This is a genomic window from Cutibacterium avidum 44067, assembly GCF_000367205.1.
Classification (GTDB): domain Bacteria; phylum Actinomycetota; class Actinomycetes; order Propionibacteriales; family Propionibacteriaceae; genus Cutibacterium; species Cutibacterium avidum.
The window spans coordinates 1,952,829-1,972,024 of record NC_021064.1; the positions used below are offsets into that span (position 1 = coordinate 1,952,829).

Below are 19,196 nucleotides of genomic sequence, written 5' to 3' on the forward strand. Positions count from 1 at the left end.
AGCGTAAGAGACGAAGTCACTACCGGGAGGTTGTCGTGTCCAGGAAACCCGAACCCATGACGAACCCGATCACGAATCGGGGAACGGCTTTCACCCGCGCCGAACGGCTGGAGCACGGGATGATCGGACGGCTTCCGGCAGCCGTCGAGACTCTCGAGCAGCAGGCCCAGCGCTGCTACCGCCAGCTCCAGGGATTCGACCGCAACATTGACCGTTACGTCTTCCTGGAAGAACTCCAGAACCGTAACGAGACCCTTTACTACAAGCTGCTGGTCGATCACCTCGTCGAGTTGCTGCCGGTGATCTACGACCCCACCGTCGGCGAGGCCATCAAGAAGTGGAGTCACGCCTACCGACGCTCCCGCGCGGTCTACCTGTCCGTCGACCACATCGAGGATGTCCGCCCCTCCTTCGAGACCCTCGAGTTGGGACCTGACGACGTCGACCTCCTCGTTGTCTCCGACTCCGAGCAGATACTCGGAATTGGGGACTGGGGAGTCAACGGGACCGACATCTCGATAGGCAAGCTCGCTCTCTACACGGCAGCCGCGGGCATCCGTCCGGAGCGCACCATCGCCGTCAACCTCGACGTCGGCACCGACAACGCATACCTGCTCAACGACCCGTCGTACCTCGGCAATCGTCATGCCCGAGTGCGCGGGGAGCGCTATGACAAACTCATCCACGAGTACCTCGAGGTCGCCAGCGAGCTGTACCCGCACGCCCTGCTGCACTTCGAGGACTTCGGGGCCTCCAACGCCCGTCGGATTCTGGTGCAGAATGCCGGGAGCCATCGCATCTTCAATGACGACATGCAGGGTACGGCAGCCATCGTCCTGGCAGCCGTGATCTCCGGTCTCAAGGTCACCCGACAGACCTTCGCCAGTCAACGTCTGCTGGTGTACGGGGCAGGTACCGCCGGTACCGGAATTGCCGACCAGATCCGGGAGGCCATGGTCAGTGACGGCCTGGGTCAGCAGGAGGCGATCGATCGAATCTGGCTCATCGACCGCAATGGACTGGTCACCGACGACATGGAGAATCTGCCCGATTACCAGGAGCCTTACGCCAAGCCAGCCGATAAGACGCGTCGTTGGGCTCATTCAAACGGGCGTATCGGTCTGATGGAGACGGTCCGGCAGGTTCACCCGACGATCCTCATCGGCACCTCCACCGACCACGACGCCTTCACCCAGCAGGTCGTCGAGGAGATGTGCAAGGGGGTCGAGCGTCCCATCATCCTGCCGTTGTCGAACCCCACCGAGAAGATCGAGGCGGTGCCGGCAGACGTCATCTCATGGTCGGGGGGAAAGGCCCTGGTCTCCACCGGCATCCCGATTGAACCCTTCGAATACGGCGGTGTGCGCTATGAGATCGGACAGGGCAACAATGCCCTCCTCTACCCGGGCCTGGGACTGGGGGTCATCGTCTCGGGAGCCGAGCGAGTGAGCGCCGGCATGATCCTCGCCGCGGCCGAGGCCGTCGCCTCCCAGGTGGACCCGCGTCCGGCGGGAGCATCCCTTCTCCCCGCCGTGGAGAATCTGCGGGCTTCCTCGGCGACGGTCGCAGTGGCGGTCGTCCAGGCCGCGATCGAGGAGGGAATCGCCACGAAACATCCCGACAACGTCGTGCAGGCAGTTCAGGACGCCATGTGGTGGCCGCACTACCCGCCGGTGGCCTGAGGAGAACACCACCATCGTCGAACCTGTCGGCCCCTGCTGACAGGGTATGAGCCATGGCGAAGAAGACGCAGGCTCCGACATGGGTGTGCACCGAGTGCGGCTGGACGACGTCCAAGTGGGTCGGTCGCTGCGGGGAGTGCCAGACCTGGGGTTCGGTGGTCGAGAGGGGAGCACCGAAGCTCACTGCGGTTGCCTCGTCGACACCCACCTCCAAGGCCGTGCCCATCGGCGAGGTGAGCGAGCAGGCCGCCAACCGTCACCTCACCGGGATCAGCGAGTTGGACCGGGTACTCGGAGGTGGTCTGGTGCCCGGAGCCGTCGTGCTGCTCGCCGGAGAACCAGGAGTTGGAAAATCGACCCTGCTCCTCGACGTCGCTGCCAAATGGGCCAAGGCCGGACGACGCACCCTCTACGTCACAGGTGAGGAGTCGGCGGCACAGGTGAGACTGCGGGCGGGTCGTACGAATTCACTTGCTGACGAACTCTATCTGGCCTCCGAGACCGACCTGGGGACGGTACTGGGACACATCGAGCAGACCGAGCCCTCCCTCATGGTGCTGGACTCGGTTCAGACGGTGGGGACGAGTCAGGCTGACGGCTCCCCCGGCGGGGTCTCCCAGGTGAGGGAGGTCACCGGTGCGCTGGTACGGGTGGCCAAGCGGCGTGGCATGGCCGTCATCATCGTCGGTCACGTCACCAAGGAGGGGTCGATCGCCGGTCCACGAACCATGGAGCACCTGGTCGACGTCGTCCTCAACTTCGAGGGTGACCGTCACTCCGGATTCCGCATGGTTCGAGCCGCCAAGAACCGTTACGGCCCGGCCGACGAGGTGGGCTGCTTCGAGATGACCGACAGCGGAATCATGGAGGTACCCGATCCGTCGGGACTGTTCACCTCGGACAATGCCGATCCCCAACCGGGCACCTGCGTGACGGTGACGATGGAGGGTCGCCGTCCCCTGCTCTCGGAGGTGCAGGCGCTGGTGGCCCCATCGGCATCCGAGAAGTACCCGCGGCGCACCACCCATGGGGTCGAGGGCAGCAGGGTCGCCATGATTCTGGCCGTCCTGGAACGCAAGGCAGGCATGCCACTAAGCAACCGGGACGTCTACGTCTCGACGGTGGGTGGGGCCAGGGTGTCGGACCCGTCGGCCGATCTGGCGATCGCGGTGGCAGCGGCCTCGGCTGTTCTCGACGCCAACTTCCCGACGCGAGTCGTGGCCCTGGGAGAGGTCGGACTCGCCGGTGATCTGCGACGTGTCCCTGGCTTGGAAAGACGCGTGGGAGAGGCAGCACGCCTGGGCTTCGATCTCGCCGTCGTGCCACGCAACTCCCGCGAGGCGCACACCAAGGTTCCGACCATGCACGGACTCCATGTCATCGAGGTCGGCAGTGTGGCCGAGGCACTGTCGGTGCTCAACCTGCGTCGGCAGCGCAAGGCGGGCCAGTCATGACGAGCACATCCGAGGTGAGAACTTCGGTGGGTAGAACTAAAGTCGTCTCATGACCGACGCCCAGCCAACCCCCGAGAACGACCGGGAGACGGAGGCCGCACGGGTCCGTCACCTGATGGCCCTGCTTGCCCCCGGCACACCTATCCGGGAGGGACTCAACCGGATCATCAATGGACGTACCGGTGGCCTCATCGTGCTCGGTAATGGTCCGGAGATCGATGAGGTGTGTTCCGGCGGTTTTCCGCTCGACGTCCGGCTCACTCCGCAGGCCCTTCGCGAGCTGTCGAAGATGGACGGCGGGCTGGTCGTCTCGAGCGACCACGAGCGAATCACCGCGGCTGCGGTCCACTTCGTCCCGAATGGCAACCTGCCGACGATGGAGACCGGTACCCGTCACCGCACCGCTGACCGCCTCTCCCAACAAACTGGCACACCGGTGGTCGTCGTCTCGGCGTCGATGTCGGTGATGTCCCTGTTCCTCAATGGCCGCCGTTACCCGATTGAGAGGCCGGAGCAGCTACTGGCTCGCGCCAACCAGGCACTGGCAACCCTGTCGAGTTACCGTGCTCGTCTGGTTGAGGAAGCTGACAACCTCACCATGTTGGAGGTCCGCGACCAGGTCCAAGTCCGTGACGTCGCAGCCGTCGCCCAGCGCGTCGAGATGTGGCGTCGGATCGACGCCGAGGTCCGCGGTTATGTCTCCGCACTCGGTGTCGAGGGTCGCCTAGTCCAGTTGCAGCGCAACGAGCTGTCCCTCGGGGTGGAGGACCTGGGACGTCTGCTCACCGAGGATTACCGGCCGGACTCCGTCGCCCCGGGCGAGTTCTCCCTGTCCGGTCTGCAGAAGCTTCCCTGGGAGGACCTTCTTGACGTCGCCAAGGTGGCTGGGGCCATCGATCTCGATCCTGTCGAGTACCCCCTCGACGCTCCCATGCAGCCACGCGGACACCGTCAGCTGGCATCGATCACCGATTTGTCGTCCCGGGCGATTCAAGCGATCATCGATCACTTCTCGAACCTACAGACCCTGGTGTCGGCCTCCACGTCAGAACTTGGCGACGTCAAGGGAGTGGGGCTGAAGCGGGCCCGCGAGATCCGGCAGGGTCTGGAGTCAATCTTCGAGAACGACCAGCGCACCCATCACTTCCACTGACAACGACTTCGGCTCCCAGCTCGCGAGCTGGGAGCCGAAACATGTCATGGGGGCATGAAAGGGTGTGTGCTGGAGGGTCACTCACTCATCTGCATGATGAACCGATCGCTCGAACCGCCATCAATGTCGACGGTGGCGATGTAGTAGCCACTCCCCAGGTTTTCCTTCGACAGCTTGCACTTGTCGGTGGACCGTTTGGTCGGCCAGGAGACCTTATAGGTCCAAGGATCCTTGGACCTGATCTCACGGATGCCCTTTGGCCCCCAGGAGCCGCAGTCCTCGGTCGACCAGATGCGGTCCGATCCGGAGGTGACGGTGAGGGTCTGCTTCACCTTCTGGGTGTCCCAGCGGCAGTCAGACGAGCTCTTCACCTCCACGGTGAAGGTCTCGGTGTCACCCACCTTGGGCTTCTTGCTGTCTCCCGTGACCTTGACCGTCAGCTGGGACCCTTCGCAGAGTTCGCCAGCGGGCGATGCGGATGGAGATGACGACGCTGATGCGGACGACGTCGCCGGCGGAGATTTCGAGGAGGAAGCGGACTTGCCGGAACTGGCCGAACCCGAGGGAGTCGGAGTCTCCGGGCCCCAGGCGGTGTCAGTCCATGACGGGTTCGGGGTGAAGGACGACGCCGCCGGCGCCGCCGACTTCTTCGAACCGCTCATGAGCTTGGAAACACCCGTGACCACCAGGGCAACGACAATCACCACTGCGATGAGCAGGACCAGACGCCGCACCCAGTAGGTCTGCGGCGATTCCGGTCCCACCGGGTCGGTCAGGCCACGCAAGGGCGCCATCAAGCTCTCATCTGACGGTCGGCCCAGGTCACCGGGGAGACGCGCTCGCCAGTGAAGAAGGGGGTGTCAACGTCAACGTGACGACGAGCCTCGACGTAGCGCAGGTCCTTCATGACGTCGACGACGCGAGCGAGGTCGTCACCCTCCAGGGCGAGAATCCACTCATAGTCCCCCAGGGCGAAGGCGGCCAAGGTGGACGCCTTGACGTCGGAGTTGGCGGCGCCGACCATGCCGTGCTCGCGCAGCATGCGGGAACGGTCAGCAGCCGGAAGCAGGTACCACCCCTTGGAACGGATGAAGGGATAGAAGGCAGCCCAGCGCCGCGGGGCGACTCCGGCGAAGCAGGAGGGCAGGTGAGATTTGTTGAACTCTGCCGGACGGTGAACGCCCACATTCGACCACACCGGATCGAGATGGCGTCCCAGACCGGATCCGCGGAACCGATGGTAGGCGTCCTGCAGGGACGTCGGATTGTCGCTCAACCACCACACCAGCAGGTCGGCGTCCGCGCGCAGACCCGACAGGTCATACCAGCCACGGGTCTCGACGCCGGACTGTCCGACCCACTCGTCGGAGCCCTCGATGAGCTGACGGCGCTCCACATCGTCAGCGGGAAGCGGGGTGGCAACGCTGAATACCGAGTACATCGCCCACTTGCTGGAGGCATTGACCTCCTCCGGGACGACGGCGTAATCACGCGGATCTGTCGGTGCGGTGTAGGAACCGGCGGGGGCCTCGTCGTCGCGAGGTCCCTCAATCACTGAGTTGCTGCTCGAATGGTCAGTCATGGGGATCTCCTTGGTCAGAAGGTCGTAGGGGGAAGGAGCTTCTGGCTCCGGTCCGACAGCCTCAGGGATGGCGTCAGATCCAGGAACGGTAGCAGGTCTGGGATCGGACAGGACCTCAGGTTCTGGGTGCGCGGCCTCCGCTGCCGTTGCCGTGCCAGTCGATGCCACGGCTGCGACCACCGGCTCGGAAGCCTGCGTCTCGTCAGGCGCAACGACATCACTTCCGGAGATGGCCGGAATGTCCTTGGCATCCACGCAGCGTCGGCAGCATCCGGGGGCACAGGGGGTGGGCCAGGAGGTCGGATTTCCGCCCTCTCCTCGGGCAGCCGCTGCCTGGGTCATGATCAGGCCCACCACGTCGGCGACGAGGGCCGGATGAGCGCCAGCGGTCGCAGCACGAGCAAAGGCCAGCCCGATGTCAGCCGCCGTCTCAGCTGCCTCGTGATCGAGGTCATTGACGACCTCCATGTGATCAGCGACGAAACCGATCGGCGCAACCACGACGGACTTGATCCCCTGCTCCGGAAGGGTGCGCAGGTGGTCATTGATGTCCGGCTCCAGCCAGGGGTCAGTAGGGCGCCCCGACCGCGAGCAATATGCCAGATCCCACTGCGGCATGTTGCCGAAGGCATGACGCACCTGATCAGCAATCTTCTCGCACACCGCCTTGTGCTGGGAGATGTAATCAGTCCCTGGCCGCCCAGCCCCCGACGCCTCCTGCATGGGGTCGGGGATGGAGTGGGTGACGAACACGACTCGGGTGGCATCGAGCGGGGTCGGCGGGATGCGCATGAAGGACTGCATGAGGGCTTCCGCATTGGCGCGAATGAAACCGGGGGCCTCGTTGAAGGGAGGCACCTTGTCGATCTGCATGTCCGTGATGTCGGCCTTGTCGAGGGCCGCAGCAATCTCCTCGCGGTACTGACGGCAACCGGAGTAGCAGGCATATGCGGAGGTGACGACGGCAAGCACTCGACGCACACCATGCTGGTGCATCTCGGGCAGGACGTCATCAAGGAACGGCGAGCCGTTGCGGTTCCCCAGCAGGATCGGGATCCGGACTCCATGCTGGTGAAGCTCATTCTTCAAGGCATTGACGAAGGCGTCCGTCGCCGCGTTGATGGGGCTCACCCCACCGAACCGGTCATAGTGGTGAGCGACCTCGGCCAATCGCTCATCCGGAATGCGACCGTTGGAAACCCTCCTCAGGAAGGGCATAACCTCCTTGGGGGACCGCGGCCCACCGAAAGATGCGACGAGCACCGCGTCGTAAGGAGCCAACGGATCCTTGGGGGCTGCATACGGGTTGACGGTCACGAATTCTTCTCCTCACCTCGGGGCGCCGCATCCGCGGCAAGGTCCTCCACCCGCAGGCCGGTCACCGGGCAGGCCATGCAGTCAGCGTTCGTGAAGGTTGACATGTCGATGACGGGTGCGGCGATCTCGACGTCGATTCCCAACACGTCCGACAACGAGTTGAGCCAGCGATCCCCCAGACCCTTCTCAGAGGCCATCCTGGCTCGTGCCGAGGGGATGTGCGCCATGGACGCGGCAAGCCGACGCAAAGAAGCTGCCACCTCGTCGACCGGCACCGATCCCTCTTGAGGCAGGCGCTCAAGCTCGGCGGTGACGAGATCTGAGATGACATCGCGCAGGGCGACAACGGCCGGAGCCATCCGACGACGCTCGAGGTCGATGGCAAGGTGCCGGACCCCGACAGCGACGATGTGCTCGGCGGCGGCGCGTTCGGCCTCAGCAGAGGCGGGAACGGCATGACGAATGGTCTCCAGGTCGATGACCTCAACCCCAGCGGGTACCGGATCCTCGACGTCACCGCTGACGGCCAGATCAAGGACCAGCAGGTCTCGTCCGGCGCGAGCATCCACTGCACGTCGGGCGGCCGGTGCGGAGAGGGCGGGCACGCCCGAGCCACGGCAGGTGACGACGAGGTCAGCCTGTGCCAACGCGGCATCCAGATCGACGGCCTCGGTCACACGGTGCCGGCGAGCGAATCCGGCGGCACGGCCGGAGGCCGAATGGACCTGGATCTCAGTCACGCCGCGGGAGTTCAGCTGGGCGCACGATGCTCCGGCGTAGGAACCGGTTCCCATGACGAGGACGCAAGCCCCGTCGAGGTCCATCTGCTGGGAGACGAGGTCCAGGCCAACGGCCACCACGGTGCGCCCCTCGGCAGCCAGTGCCGTCTCAGTGGCGACATGGCGGGAGGTCTTGAGCGCCTCCTCGACGACGTGGCCGATGATGTACGAAACCGTCTGTTCCTTGCGCGCCTCATTCAAAGCACGCTTCATCTGTCCGGCGACCTCGCGCTCACCGACAACCATCGACTCCAGGCCAGCAGCCACCCGGAACACCCGCCAGACGGCGTCGTTCTCACAGAAGATCTGGGCCGAGTCAGCCAACACCGTCGCCCCCTGGTCGGCGAGACAGGCGCGCAGCGCGGTCTCGTCGAATCCTTGAGCGGCAGAGTCGGGAGAAGTCTCCACGATCAGGCACACTCGGTTGCACGTTGACAACACGAGAGCGCCACGGATCTGGGGATGGTCAGTCAGTGCCAGGCCGAGCCCATCGACCTGCGCGGCAGCCTCGGAAACGACGCCGAGTCCTTGCTCGGCATGATCCACGGTCAAGACACACAATCCCACGAAACGCTATTGAACCATGCGGTTCCGACGAACCCCAGTAGCCGCGAACCTTTCGTCGCACTCGACAACTGCCCCATGAACGGCCTCTCGACGAAGTGAGGCACAATCGAGGTGATGACTGAAACCACCACCTCCACAGCCGATTCACCGCTTCTGCAGGCCATGACCGGGCATCACCCTGCCGTCACCCCGGTTTGGTTCATGCGTCAGGCGGGCCGTTCACTCCCGGAGTACCGCAAGGCCCGCGAGGGCACGACGATGCTCGACTCCTGCCTCAACCCGCAGCTGGCAGCTGAGATCACCTGCCAGCCCGTGCGACGTCACCATGTCGATGGGGCCGTCCTCTACTCCGACATCATGGTGCCGTTGGCCCTGGCTAAGATCGGGGTGCGGATCGAGCCGGGAGTCGGACCGGTTCTCGACGAGCCTGTTCGCACCGCGGACGACGTCGACCGGATAACCCAGCGCGAGCCCGGTGATGCCTCTGCCATCGAAGAGGCTGCCCGCCTGGTGGCGGAAGAACTCGGTGACACCACGCCACTGATTGGTTTCGCCGGCGCCCCGTTCACGATTGCCGCCTACCTGGTGGAGGGCGGGCCCTCCCGTGACCACCTGGCCGCCCGCGCGATGATGCACTCGGATCCGCAAGCCTGGGCCAGGCTCATGGAATGGGTGGCCGACCTGGACGCCGCATTCCTGGCCGCCCAGTTGCGCGGTGGGGCTCGTGCCGTCCAGCTCTTCGACTCCTGGGCCGGGTCGCTGAGCGCCGTCGACTACCGCGCCAGCGTCGCCCCCTTCTCCCAGCGTGCTCTCGCCGACCTCGACCCGAACACCCCTGTGGTGCACTTCGGCGTCAATGCCAGCCATCTGCTCTCCGAGCTGGCCCAGGTGGCCGCGACGGCGTCCCGGTACCCGGTCCTCGGCGTCGACCACCGCATCAGTCTCGACGAGGCCTGCGCCACCCTGATGGTCTCCGGGATGGACATGCCGGTACAGGGCAACATCGACCCGGCCCTGCTCCTCGCCGGTTGGGAACCGCTGGAGAGCGCCACCCGCGAAGTCGTCGCGGCTGGACGTCAGGCCCCCGGCCACGTCGTCAACCTGGGCCATGGTGTGCCCGCCGACACCGACCCCGACGTGCTGACGCGACTGGTGGAGCTGGTGCACTCACTGTGAACCACAATTCCGAGGACGTGACGATGAACACCCTTGATCCGCACACCGTGGACGCCGTCGTCATCGGCGGTGGCATGGCCGGACTCGTTGCGGCCTGGCAGCTCACCCAGGAAGGGCTACGCCCCGTGCTGGTGGAATCCCGCGGGTACACCGGGGGCCTGGTGGCTGGGTCGACATTGGCGGGGATCAGCTATGACATCGGCGCCGAGGGGTGGGCCATTCGTCTTCCCGACACCGCCGAGCTGGCCGAGGAACTGGGGGTGACCGTCGAGAAACCGAGGACCGCCCCGTCCTGGGTGTACTTCGACGACGCCTGCTTCGCGATGCCCGGCAATGCCATCCTGGGCATTCCTGCCGATCTGTCGGACCCGGCGGTCGTCATTGCGCTGGGAGCCAAGGAGGCCGCCCGCGCCGCCGCACTCGACCGCGCCCCAATGCCCGACGAACTCCCCCGGGATCTGGGAACCCTGGTGGAGTCACGAATGGGACCGAAGGTGCTGAGGCGACTCGTCACCCCGATCGCCGGTGGTATCCATGCCGCCGATCCGCACCTGCTCTCGGCCGACGTCGTCTCCCCCGGTCTGCGGGCTGCCGCCCAGTCCACCGGGTCCTTGGCTGCCGGCGTGGCCCTGTGCCGTTCCCGGATGCCGGAAGGGCCGGTCGTCGCCTCGGTGGCTGGCGGCATGTTCACCATGCCGGCCGAGCTGCGTCGTCAGGCCGAGGAGGCCGGTGCGAGGATCATGACCCGGGTGGGGGCTCGAAAGCTGACCTGCCATGGTGACCAGTGGCTCGTCGAGACCGCCGACACCTCGCGCAACCCGAATCCGTCCTTGCCTCCTGTCCCTGACGGCGAGGTGCGCACCTTCCTGACCCCGCGGGTCGTCGTCGCCTGTTCTGCCGGTCCTGCCACCGACCTGCTGAGCAGTGTCATCGACGTCTCCGGACCCGAGATGATTCCCGGTGCGCCCATTGGCCACGTCAATCTGGCCCTGCAGGCTCCGGAGCTGGACGACAGCCCGCGTGGAAACGGCATGCTGGTGGCTCCCGGGACGACGAGCGTCAAGGCGAAGGCCCTGACACACATGTCTGCCAAGTGGCCGAGCCTGGGGCAGTCCTGCCCCGACGGACTGCACCTGCTACGGGTCTCCTACGGGCGATCCGGGGAGACGGATGTCGAGCTCAGCGTCGAGCGGGCGCTGGAGGATGCCTCGATCCTGCTCGGTGTGGAATTGTCGTCCAATCAGGTGGTGGACTCCCAGATCATCCACTGGACGGGGTCTCTGGCCCCGACGACTCCGGAGACCAGGGCGTGGCGTGACGGTCTGCACCGCCAGCTCGAGGAGTTGAACCGGTCCGGACGAGGCCGCATCGGTCTGGTCGGGGCATGGGCGTCGGGTTCCGGCATCGCCGCTCTGGTGCCTCAAGCCCGCCACACGGCCCGTCAACTGGTCTGAGAGCAAGGGAAAAGGCGTCGGAACCGAGTGCCACAATGGAGGACATGTCTTCAATCCGTCTGGGAACCCGTGCCAGCACCCTGGCAACCACTCAATCCGAGATGGTCGCAGAGCTGCTGAGATCACAGGGGCTCGACGTCGATCTGGCGACGATCACTACCCACGGTGACACCTCGACGGCCTCCCTGGCGTCGATGGGTGGCATCGGGGTGTTCGCCTCGGCGATCCGCACTGCCCTGCTGGAGGGCTCGGCCGACATCGCCGTCCACTCCTTCAAGGACCTGCCGACCGGACGCCCGCTCGGACTGGCGATTGGTGCCGTCCCTGTCCGCGAGGATCCGCGCGACGCCCTGGTGGCTCGTGACGGTCTCACCCTCGACGATTTGCCGCAGGGGGCCAGCGTCGGAACCGGTTCGCCGCGGCGAGTGGCCCAACTGTTGGCGGTGCGACCGGACCTGACGATCGTCGACATCCGCGGCAACGTCGACACCCGTCTGGGCCGGGTCAAGGGTCTGGGTCACTACGCCGAAGACAGCGGCAAGGAGGACCTCGACGCCGTCGTGCTGGCTGCCTCAGGACTTGCTCGTCTGGGGCACAGTGACGTCATCACCGAGCTTCTCGACCCGTCGGTCGTGCTGCCGGCTCCGGCCCAGGGAGCCCTGGCCGTCGAGTGTCGGACCGCCGATGTGCATCACGGCAAGCTCGCCAAGGCCCTCGCCAGGATCGACGACTACGGCACGCGGCTGTCGGCCACCGCCGAGCGAGCCGTGCTGTCCCATCTGGAGGCCGGGTGCGCCGCCCCGATCGGCGCGTTGGCCCATCTCGCGCCGACCCCCGGAATGTCCCCAGACGTGTTGACCCTGGACGTGGTTGTGGCTGCGGTCAACGGGTCGCGCACCATTCGGGAACAGGTGAGCGTCGAATTGCCTAAGGAGGTCGAGCCGGCACTGGCCGCGGCGCATACCCTGGGAGTGACGGCCGCCGAGGAGCTGCTGGACGACGGCGCCGCCGATGTTGCAGACCTCAAGGCCACAGGAAGCACTCGATGACCACGAACCCTGCTGATCTCATCAAACCCCCAGTCCTCGTCCCCCGTGACGACTCCCACGACAAGTTCGTGACGACCTTGAAGCAGGCCGGTTACGGGGTCATCCACAAGGCGCTGACCCGGACCGTCGAGCTCCCGGACGCCGATAGGCTCTCCGAGGCCGACCTGTGGCAGGCTGACTGGCTGGTCGTCACCTCGAAGACCACCGTCGGGCTGCTGCCCGATCCACTGCCGAACCCTGACATCAAGGTGGCAGCCGTGGGCGCGGCCACCGCGAGGACCCTGGAGAAGCGCAGTACTGGCGTCGACTTCGTGCCGGAGGACCACAGTGGGGCCGGTCTGGTCGCCGAATGGCCGGGTGGTGCCGCGAACGTCCTGCTCCCGGTCTCGAAACTGGCCGCCGACACCGTCCCCGAGGGACTGACGAGGGCCGGTTGCACCGTCAATCGGCTCGAGGTGTACACCACCGCTGCCGTTGACGAACTGCCCCAAGTGATCGCTCAGTCCTGGCCGTCGGTCGAGTTCGTCGTCGTCACCGCATCCTCGGTGGGACGTGCTCTGGTCGACCTCGTCGAACCGTTGGGATGGCGCCGTCAGAAGCTCGTCGCACTGGGCAACCCCACCGCAAAGACACTTGAGGAGCTCGACCACCCGGCAGACGCGGTGGCCTCCTCCCCTGCCCCGGAGGCCGTCCTCGAGGCGATCGAGTCCCTGGTCGCCTGATCGACGACCTGTTTGAGAAGGAAGATGATCATGAACCTGTACCTGCCTGATTCCAGCGATCCCCGCATGGCCGGCGTCAAGCCGCTGCCCGAGGGCCTTCGCCCGGTTTCCCGCCCGCGTCGGCTGCGTACCACCGCTGCGATGCGGCGGATGGTTGCCGAGACCCGCGTCGCCCCGGCCCAGTTGATGCTGCCCGTCTTCGTCAAGGAGGGCATCGACTCTCCCGTCGAGATCACCAGCCTGCCCGGCCAGTACCAGCACTCCACCGAGTCGATCAAGGAACTCGCCACCCAGGCAGCCGAGGCCGGTATCAGTGGCATCGACCTGTTCGGCATTCCCGAGCACAAGGACGAGATCGGATCCCAGGCCTGGGATCCCAAGGGCATCCTCAATGCCAGTGTCTCCGCGGTGCGCGAAGCCGTTGGTGACGACCTCGTCATCTGCGCCGATACCTGTCTGGACGAGTTCACCGATCATGGCCACTGCGGGGCCCTGACCCCCGACGGCCGGGTCCACAACGACTCCACCCTGCCGCTCTACGCCGCGATGGCGGTCTCCCAGGCTCGGGCTGGAGCCCACATGGTGTCCCCGTCGGGAATGATGGACGGTCAGATCTCCGTCATCCGCGACGCCCTGGACCGCGAGGGGTTCACCGACGTGTCGATCATGGCCTACTCGGCCAAGTACGCATCCGCCTTCTTCGGGCCCTTCCGCGACGCCGTGGACTGCTCCCTCAAGGGTGACCGCAAGTCCTACCAGCAGGATCCGTCGAACCGTCGTGAAGGCATGCGCGAGACCCTGCTCGACCTGGCCGAGGGGGCCGACCTCGTCATGGTCAAGCCCGCCTCCCACTACCTCGACGTCCTGGCCGACATAGCCGAGATCTCCCAGGTGCCGGTTGCCGCCTACCAGGTCTCCGGCGAGTACGCGATGCTCGAGGCCGCTGCCGCCAACGGTTGGATCGACCGTCGCCGCTGCATCAACGAATCCCTGACCTCGATCGTGCGCGCGGGTGCCGATCTCGTCCTGACCTACTGGGCCATCGAGGCCGCACAAATGTTCCGCGAGGCCTTCTGATCCTTGGTAATCAAGCCCGCCACAAGCCCAAACACCGGAAGGAAGAAATGACCTCCAACGCCGAACTGTTCTCCGCCGCCCAGGCCGTCATTCCCGGCGGGGTGGATTCCCCGGTGCGGGCCTACGGATCGGTGGGCGGGGTTCCCCGCTTCATCGAGAGGGCCCAGGGTCCGTGGATCTGGGACGCCGAAGGCACCCGATACGTGGACCTGGTGTGCACCTGGGGTCCGGCCCTGTTGGGGCATGCCCATCCCGAGGTCGTCTCTGCCGTGCAGGAGGCCGCGTCGAAGGGATTGTCCTTCGGAGCTCCGACCCGCACCGAGACCGAGCTGGCCGACGCGATCATCGAGCGGATGACCCCGGTCGAGAAGGTGCGCTTCGTCTCTACCGGCACTGAGGCGACGATGACGGCAGTTCGACTGGCCCGTGGCGCCACCGGACGCGACGTCATCATCAAGTTCGCCGGAAATTACCACGGTCACTCCGACGCCCTGCTCGCCGCTGCCGGTTCCGGCGTGGCCACTGCTGGTCTGCCGGGTTCGGCTGGTGTCCCGGCCGCCTCGACGGCCGACACCATCGTCGTCGACTACAACGACGTCACGGCCCTGGAGGAAGTGTTCTCCGAGCGGGGCGACCAGATCGCCGCAGTGATCGTCGAGTCCTGCCCGGCCAACATGGGCGTCGTTCCGCCCGAGCCCGGCTTCAATGCCGCGATCCGTCGACTCACCAAGGAGCACGGTACCCTCATGATCACCGACGAGGTGCTCACCGGATTCCGGTGCAGCGCATCGGGCTTCTGGGGTCTGCAGCAGCGCTCCGGCGAGGACTTTGCGCCCGACATCTTCACCTTCGGCAAGGTCGTCGGCGGCGGCATGCCGCTGGCTGCCCTGGGCGGACGCGCCGAGATCATGGACCTGCTGGCACCGACCGGCCCCGTCTACCAGGCCGGGACCCTGTCGGGTAACCCGCTGGCCACCGTCGCCGGGGTCAAAACCTTGCACCTGGCTGACGCCGGTGTGTACCAGCGTCTCGACTCCCGCTCCGAACAGTGGCGAGGTGAGTTGGCTTCCGCTCTCGACGCGGCTGGTGTCTCATACCGTCTGCAGAACGCCGGGAACCTCTTCAGCGTCTTCCTCGGGGTCGAGGAGCCGGTGCGCAACTACGACGATTCCAAGGCCCAGAACGCCGAGGCCTACACCGCCTTCTTCCACGCCATGCTGGAGGCTGGGATCAACCTGCCGCCATCGTGCTTCGAGGCTTGGTTCCTCTCCGACGCCCATGACGACGAGACCTTCGAGGTCTTCCGCAAGGCCCTCCCGAAGGCCGCCGAAGCAGCGGCCAAGGTCATCGGCTGAGATCGGAAGATTAGTGCCTGAGATCGGGCTGACCCCGCAGGCCGTCGAGGCCGTCTGCGACTGGTTTGGCGTCCACGGACGAGACCTTCCGTGGCGTCGACCGGAGACCTCCCCGTGGGGAGTGCTCGTCAGCGAGGTGATGAGCCAGCAGACCCCGGTGACGCGTGTCGTCGGTCCGTGGCATGAGTGGATGAATCGGTGGCCGACGCCGGACGATCTGGCCGAGGAGGAGTCGGGGGTCGCCGTCGCCACGTGGGGACGTTTGGGATATCCGCGCCGTGCCCTGCGTCTGCATGCCTGCGCGGTTGCCATCGCCACCGAGCACGATGGGATCGTGCCCAGCAGCTACGACGAGCTCATCGCCCTGCCTGGGATCGGCGACTACACCGCTGCCGCAGTGGTGTCCTTCGCCTTCGGAGGACGCGCAACGGTATTGGACACCAATGTGCGTCGTGTCATCGCACGGGCGGAGTCCGGGATCGCGAACTGTCCGGCCTCAGTGACGAAGGCCGAGCGAGTCGTCGCCGACGCTCTGGTTCCCGGGGAAGAAGCCGAGGCCGCAAAATGGGCGGTGGCCGCCATGGAGCTGGGAGCGCTGGTGTGCACAGCTCGTTCACCACAGTGCGAGATCTGCCCGATCAGTGCCCGGTGCCGGTGGGTGGCTGACGGCAAACCCGACAACGCCCCGGCCCGTCGCGGACAGCCGTGGAAAGGCACGGATCGTCAGTGTCGGGGGGTGATCATGGACGTCGTGCGCAACAGCCCGCACGGAGTAGAGGTTCAGTTGGCTCTTTCTGCCTGGCCCGAACCCGATCAGGCATCGAGGTGCCTCGAGTCCTTGCTTCATGACGGTCTGGTGCATCGCCGTGGGGAGCTGGTGACGCTGTGAAGACGATCGCAGGAAGCGTTGCCGCTGCCCAGGTCATTGCCGGACACATCGGCGCCACGTCAGGGCGGCCAGTTGTTCTCATCGATGGCGGTTCGGGGTCAGGGAAGACGACCCTTGCCGACCGCGTCGCCGAGTTGAGCCCGGATGCCCAGCTCGTCCATGGCGACGACCTCTACCCCGGCTGGACCGGGCTGTCAGCAGTGTGGGACTTGGGCGAGCTCGTCATCAGGAACCGCTACCAACGCTGGGACTGGTACCGGGATCGCTTTGCCGAGGAAGTCAGCCTCGACGCTTATCGTCCCCTTGTGATCGAAGGTTGTGGGGTTCTCACGGCAACGAATGCCAAGCATGCCTCGATGGCTGTGTGGTGTTCCTGCCCCTACGACGCACGCCGCGATCGTGCCCTCGGACGTGACGAGTTCTTCGTCGACTCGTGGGCCATGTGGGCCGTCCAGGAGAGGCTGCACCAGGTTCGTCACCACCCTGAGCACCTCGCTGACGTCGTGGTGGACCTGACCCTCCTCAACCAGTGACGCACCCCGCCCAGCAGCGCTCTACCAGGGCTGTGCTAGGGTTCCTGCAACATTTCATGGATCTCAGGCTTGTGACTTTCGGCAATACCTGATCCACCGGGGGGCACGAGTGCGTCCACCCCGGTATTCCACGTTGCCGGAGGTGCTCATGAATCCATTGGTGCAGTCCTTGGAAAAGGGACTCGTCGTCTCCTGCCAGGCATTACCTGGCGAACCCATGTATTCCGAGAACGGTGGCATCATGCCTCTGTTCGCAACTGCGGCTGCGCAGAGCGGGGCCATCAGCATTCGCGCCAACTCGGTTCGCGACATCAAGGAGATCCGAGCAGTCGTCCCATTGCCGGTGATCGGCCTGCTCAAGAGGGAATACGACGGTTACGAGCCCTACATCACCCCGACCCTTGACGACGTCGAGGCGGTCCTGTACGCCGGAGCCGACATCATCGCCTTCGACGCCACCGACCGCATCCATCCAAATGATGTCTCCACGCCCGACCTCATCGCTCAGATTCGCAAAGCCCATCCCACCGCCGTCCTGATGGCCGACATCTCCACCTATGACGAAGCAGTCACGGCCGCGAAGTGCGGAGTCGACCTGGTCGGAACCACCCTCTCCGGTTACACCGCCGCCTCTGCGAACTCACCAGTACCCAACCTCGAGCTGGTGCGTCGTCTGGCTGCGGACCTGTCCATCCCCGTCATCGCGGAGGGCAACATCTCAACCCCTGACCTGGCGGTCGACGCCCTCAACTGCGGAGCCCACGCCGTCGTCGTCGGGGGTGCAATCACCCGTCCTGCCCAGATCTGTACCCGATTCGTCGACGCGATTCGCGCTCGCGCCGCCCAAACCCCCTCGGAGAACTGACATGTTCAAGACCCTGCAGAAGATCGGCAAGGCCTTCATGCTGCCGATCGCCATCCTCCCAGCGGCTGGCCTGTTGCTGGGCATTGGTGGTGCGTTGTCCAACCCCACCACCGTCAAGAGCTACCCCGCTCTCGGCAATCCGATTCTCCAGGACATCTTCCAGGTGATGAGCGCAGCTGGAAGTGTCATCTTCGAGAACCTCGCTCTGCTGCTGTCGATCGGTCTGTGTATCGGCCTGGCGAAACGTGACAAGGGAACTGCCGCGCTCGCGGGCATCACCGGCTTCCTCGTCATGACAGCCACCACCAAGGCGCTCGTTTCGCTCTCGAGCAACCCCGACCGGACGATTGACACCGGCGTCATCGGTTCACTCGTCATCGGTGCCGTCGCCGTGTGGCTCCACAACCGTTACCACAACATTGAGCTGCCAGCCTTCCTCGGCTTCTTCGGCGGCTCGCGCTTCGTCCCGATCGTCACAGCCTTCGCCGGAATCATCATTGGCGCATTTTTCTTCCTGGCATGGCCGCCGGTCCAGGCCGGAATGGTGTCGGCCGGCACCGCGATCGCCGGATGGGGGGTCATCGGCACCTTCTTCTACGGCTTCCTGATGCGTCTGGCAGGCGCCGTTGGTCTGCACCACATGATTTACCCGATGTTCTGGTACACCCCTCTGGGTGGTTCTGAGGTCGTCGCCGGGCAGACTGCCGTCGGTGCCCAGAAGATCTTCTTCGCTCAGCTTGCTGACACGAACCACGTCGGGCTGTTCACCCATTCGACCAAGTACTTCGCAGGTCGCTTCGCGACCATGATGTTCGGTCTGCCGGGCGCGTGTCTGGCGATGTGGCAGTGTGTGCCGAAGGGACGTCGCGCCAAGTACACCGGCCTGTTCGCCTCGGTGGCCTTCACCTCCTTCCTGACGGGAATCACCGAGCCGATCGAGTACATGTTCCTCTTCGTGGCTCCCCTGCTCTACGTGTTCCACTCCGTCCTGGATGGCATCTCTTTCCTCGTCGCCGACCTCATGAACATCCGCATCGGCAACACCTTCTCCGGTGGCGCAATCGACTACCTGCTGTTCGGCGTCCTGCAGGGTGAGTCCAAGACACACTGGTTGTACGTCCTGCCGATCGGAGCCATCTGGTTCGCCCTCTACTACTTCTCGTTCATGTTCTTCGTCAAGAAGTTCAAGATCGCAACCCCGGGGCACCTCGAGGACACCATGGCTGCGGCCGCGCCGAACGGTGGCAAGTCCAAGGAGAAGCCCGCTGAGAAGTCCGAACGACGAAATGACGGTATTGAGGAGGGAGCGACGCAGATCATCGCCGCCCTGGGTGGCCCTGAGAACATCGAGGATGTCGATGCATGCATCACCCGCCTGCGCGTCTCGGTGAAGGCGGCTGACCAAGTCGACAAGGCCAAGCTCAAGAACTTGGGAGCGACCGAGGTCTTCGAGGTCGGCGGCGGCGTCCAAGCCGTCTATGGTGCGAAGGCCGTCCTCTACAAGAACGCCATCAACGCCCAGCTCGGAATCGACGACTGAAA

16 protein-coding genes are annotated in these 19,196 nt (G+C 65.3%); 13 read left to right on the forward strand and 3 right to left on the reverse strand.

What is annotated here, in order from left to right; all coding sequences use genetic code 11:
- The first annotated feature begins 35 nt into the window (after positions 1-35).
- From PALO_RS09045 to disA, 3 genes are read left to right on the forward strand one after another with little or no spacing between them, the layout of a single operon-like run.
- Complete coding sequence (locus tag PALO_RS09045; RefSeq protein WP_023033311.1) at positions 36-1,682, forward strand: NAD-dependent malic enzyme; 1,647 nt, start codon at positions 36-38, stop codon at positions 1,680-1,682.
- A gap of 53 nt (positions 1,683-1,735) precedes the next feature.
- Positions 1,736-3,136, forward strand: coding sequence for a DNA repair protein RadA (gene radA, locus PALO_RS09050; protein WP_004810510.1), 1,401 nt, complete (start codon positions 1,736-1,738; stop codon positions 3,134-3,136).
- Between the two features lie 49 nt (positions 3,137-3,185).
- Positions 3,186-4,289: a DNA integrity scanning diadenylate cyclase DisA gene (gene disA / locus PALO_RS09055; RefSeq protein ID WP_015583289.1), complete on the forward strand. Its 1,104-nt coding sequence runs from the start codon at positions 3,186-3,188 to the stop codon at positions 4,287-4,289.
- 77 nt (positions 4,290-4,366) lie between these two features.
- On the opposite strand, the gene PALO_RS12530 is transcribed toward disA, so the two are convergent.
- The 3 genes from PALO_RS12530 to PALO_RS09070 all read right to left on the reverse strand — a co-directional run bounded on the left by PALO_RS12530 (position 4,367) and on the right by PALO_RS09070 (position 8,519).
- Positions 4,367-4,729: a hypothetical protein gene (locus PALO_RS12530; RefSeq protein ID WP_174266663.1), complete on the reverse strand. Its 363-nt coding sequence runs from the start codon at positions 4,727-4,729 to the stop codon at positions 4,367-4,369.
- Between the two features lie 353 nt (positions 4,730-5,082).
- Positions 5,083-7,134 (reverse strand): hydrogen peroxide-dependent heme synthase, encoded by a 2,052-nt coding sequence (gene hemQ / locus PALO_RS09065; protein ID WP_268744093.1) that lies wholly within the window; start codon positions 7,132-7,134, stop codon positions 5,083-5,085.
- A 50-nt stretch (positions 7,135-7,184) separates the two neighbouring features.
- Entirely contained in the window at positions 7,185-8,519 is a 1,335-nt protein-coding gene (locus PALO_RS09070) for a glutamyl-tRNA reductase (RefSeq protein WP_036901630.1), read from the reverse strand.
- A gap of 129 nt (positions 8,520-8,648) precedes the next feature.
- On the opposite strand from PALO_RS09070, the gene hemE reads away from it, so the two are divergent.
- The 10 genes from hemE to PALO_RS09120 all read left to right on the forward strand — a co-directional run bounded on the left by hemE (position 8,649) and on the right by PALO_RS09120 (position 19,194).
- Positions 8,649-9,710 (forward strand): uroporphyrinogen decarboxylase, encoded by a 1,062-nt coding sequence (gene hemE, locus PALO_RS09075; RefSeq protein ID WP_015583292.1) that lies wholly within the window; start codon positions 8,649-8,651, stop codon positions 9,708-9,710.
- 23 nt (positions 9,711-9,733) lie between these two features.
- Entirely contained in the window at positions 9,734-11,164 is a 1,431-nt protein-coding gene (locus tag PALO_RS09080; protein WP_023033309.1) for a protoporphyrinogen/coproporphyrinogen oxidase, read from the forward strand.
- A gap of 44 nt (positions 11,165-11,208) precedes the next feature.
- On the forward strand, positions 11,209-12,213 hold the full coding sequence (hemC, locus tag PALO_RS09085) for a hydroxymethylbilane synthase (protein ID WP_015583293.1): 1,005 nt from the start codon (positions 11,209-11,211) through the stop codon (positions 12,211-12,213).
- Positions 12,210-12,935 (forward strand): uroporphyrinogen-III synthase, encoded by a 726-nt coding sequence (locus PALO_RS09090; RefSeq protein WP_015583294.1) that lies wholly within the window; start codon positions 12,210-12,212, stop codon positions 12,933-12,935. Before hemC ends, PALO_RS09090 begins: the two co-directional genes overlap by 4 nt.
- Before the next feature lie 30 nt (positions 12,936-12,965).
- The gene (hemB, locus tag PALO_RS09095) at positions 12,966-14,012 is read left to right on the forward strand and encodes a porphobilinogen synthase (protein WP_015583295.1); all 1,047 of its coding nucleotides are present in this window, start codon (positions 12,966-12,968) and stop codon (positions 14,010-14,012) included.
- 47 nt (positions 14,013-14,059) lie between these two features.
- Complete coding sequence (gene hemL, locus PALO_RS09100) at positions 14,060-15,367, forward strand: glutamate-1-semialdehyde 2,1-aminomutase (protein WP_015583296.1); 1,308 nt, start codon at positions 14,060-14,062, stop codon at positions 15,365-15,367.
- Between the two features lie 13 nt (positions 15,368-15,380).
- Entirely contained in the window at positions 15,381-16,256 is an 876-nt protein-coding gene (locus PALO_RS09105; RefSeq protein ID WP_004810487.1) for an HhH-GPD family protein, read from the forward strand.
- 5 nt (positions 16,257-16,261) lie between these two features.
- Complete coding sequence (locus PALO_RS09110; RefSeq protein WP_231097146.1) at positions 16,262-16,789, forward strand: nucleoside/nucleotide kinase family protein; 528 nt, start codon at positions 16,262-16,264, stop codon at positions 16,787-16,789.
- A gap of 148 nt (positions 16,790-16,937) precedes the next feature.
- The gene (locus PALO_RS09115; RefSeq protein WP_015583298.1) at positions 16,938-17,654 is read left to right on the forward strand and encodes an N-acetylmannosamine-6-phosphate 2-epimerase; all 717 of its coding nucleotides are present in this window, start codon (positions 16,938-16,940) and stop codon (positions 17,652-17,654) included.
- A gap of 1 nt (position 17,655) precedes the next feature.
- Entirely contained in the window at positions 17,656-19,194 is a 1,539-nt protein-coding gene (locus PALO_RS09120) for a PTS transporter subunit EIIC (protein ID WP_015583299.1), read from the forward strand.
- The last annotated feature ends 2 nt before the right edge of the window (positions 19,195-19,196 follow it).

Bases quoted from the DNA above. Each gene is read 5' to 3' on its own strand.
- hemL (WP_015583296.1), top strand. From the start codon at position 14,060: ATGACCTCCAACGCCGAACTGTTCTCCGCCGCCCAGGCCGTCATTCCC.
- PALO_RS09090 (WP_015583294.1), top strand. From the start codon at position 12,210: ATGACCACGAACCCTGCTGATCTCATCAAACCCCCAGTCCTCGTCCCC.
- hemE (WP_015583292.1), top strand. From the start codon at position 8,649: ATGACTGAAACCACCACCTCCACAGCCGATTCACCGCTTCTGCAGGCC.
- hemC (WP_015583293.1), top strand. From the start codon at position 11,209: ATGTCTTCAATCCGTCTGGGAACCCGTGCCAGCACCCTGGCAACCACT.
- disA (WP_015583289.1), top strand. From the start codon at position 3,186: ATGACCGACGCCCAGCCAACCCCCGAGAACGACCGGGAGACGGAGGCC.
- PALO_RS09080 (WP_023033309.1), top strand. From the start codon at position 9,734: ATGAACACCCTTGATCCGCACACCGTGGACGCCGTCGTCATCGGCGGT.
- radA (WP_004810510.1), top strand. From the start codon at position 1,736: ATGGCGAAGAAGACGCAGGCTCCGACATGGGTGTGCACCGAGTGCGGC.
- hemB (WP_015583295.1), top strand. From the start codon at position 12,966: ATGAACCTGTACCTGCCTGATTCCAGCGATCCCCGCATGGCCGGCGTC.
- PALO_RS09115 (WP_015583298.1), top strand. From the start codon at position 16,938: ATGAATCCATTGGTGCAGTCCTTGGAAAAGGGACTCGTCGTCTCCTGC.
- PALO_RS09120 (WP_015583299.1), top strand. From the start codon at position 17,656: ATGTTCAAGACCCTGCAGAAGATCGGCAAGGCCTTCATGCTGCCGATC.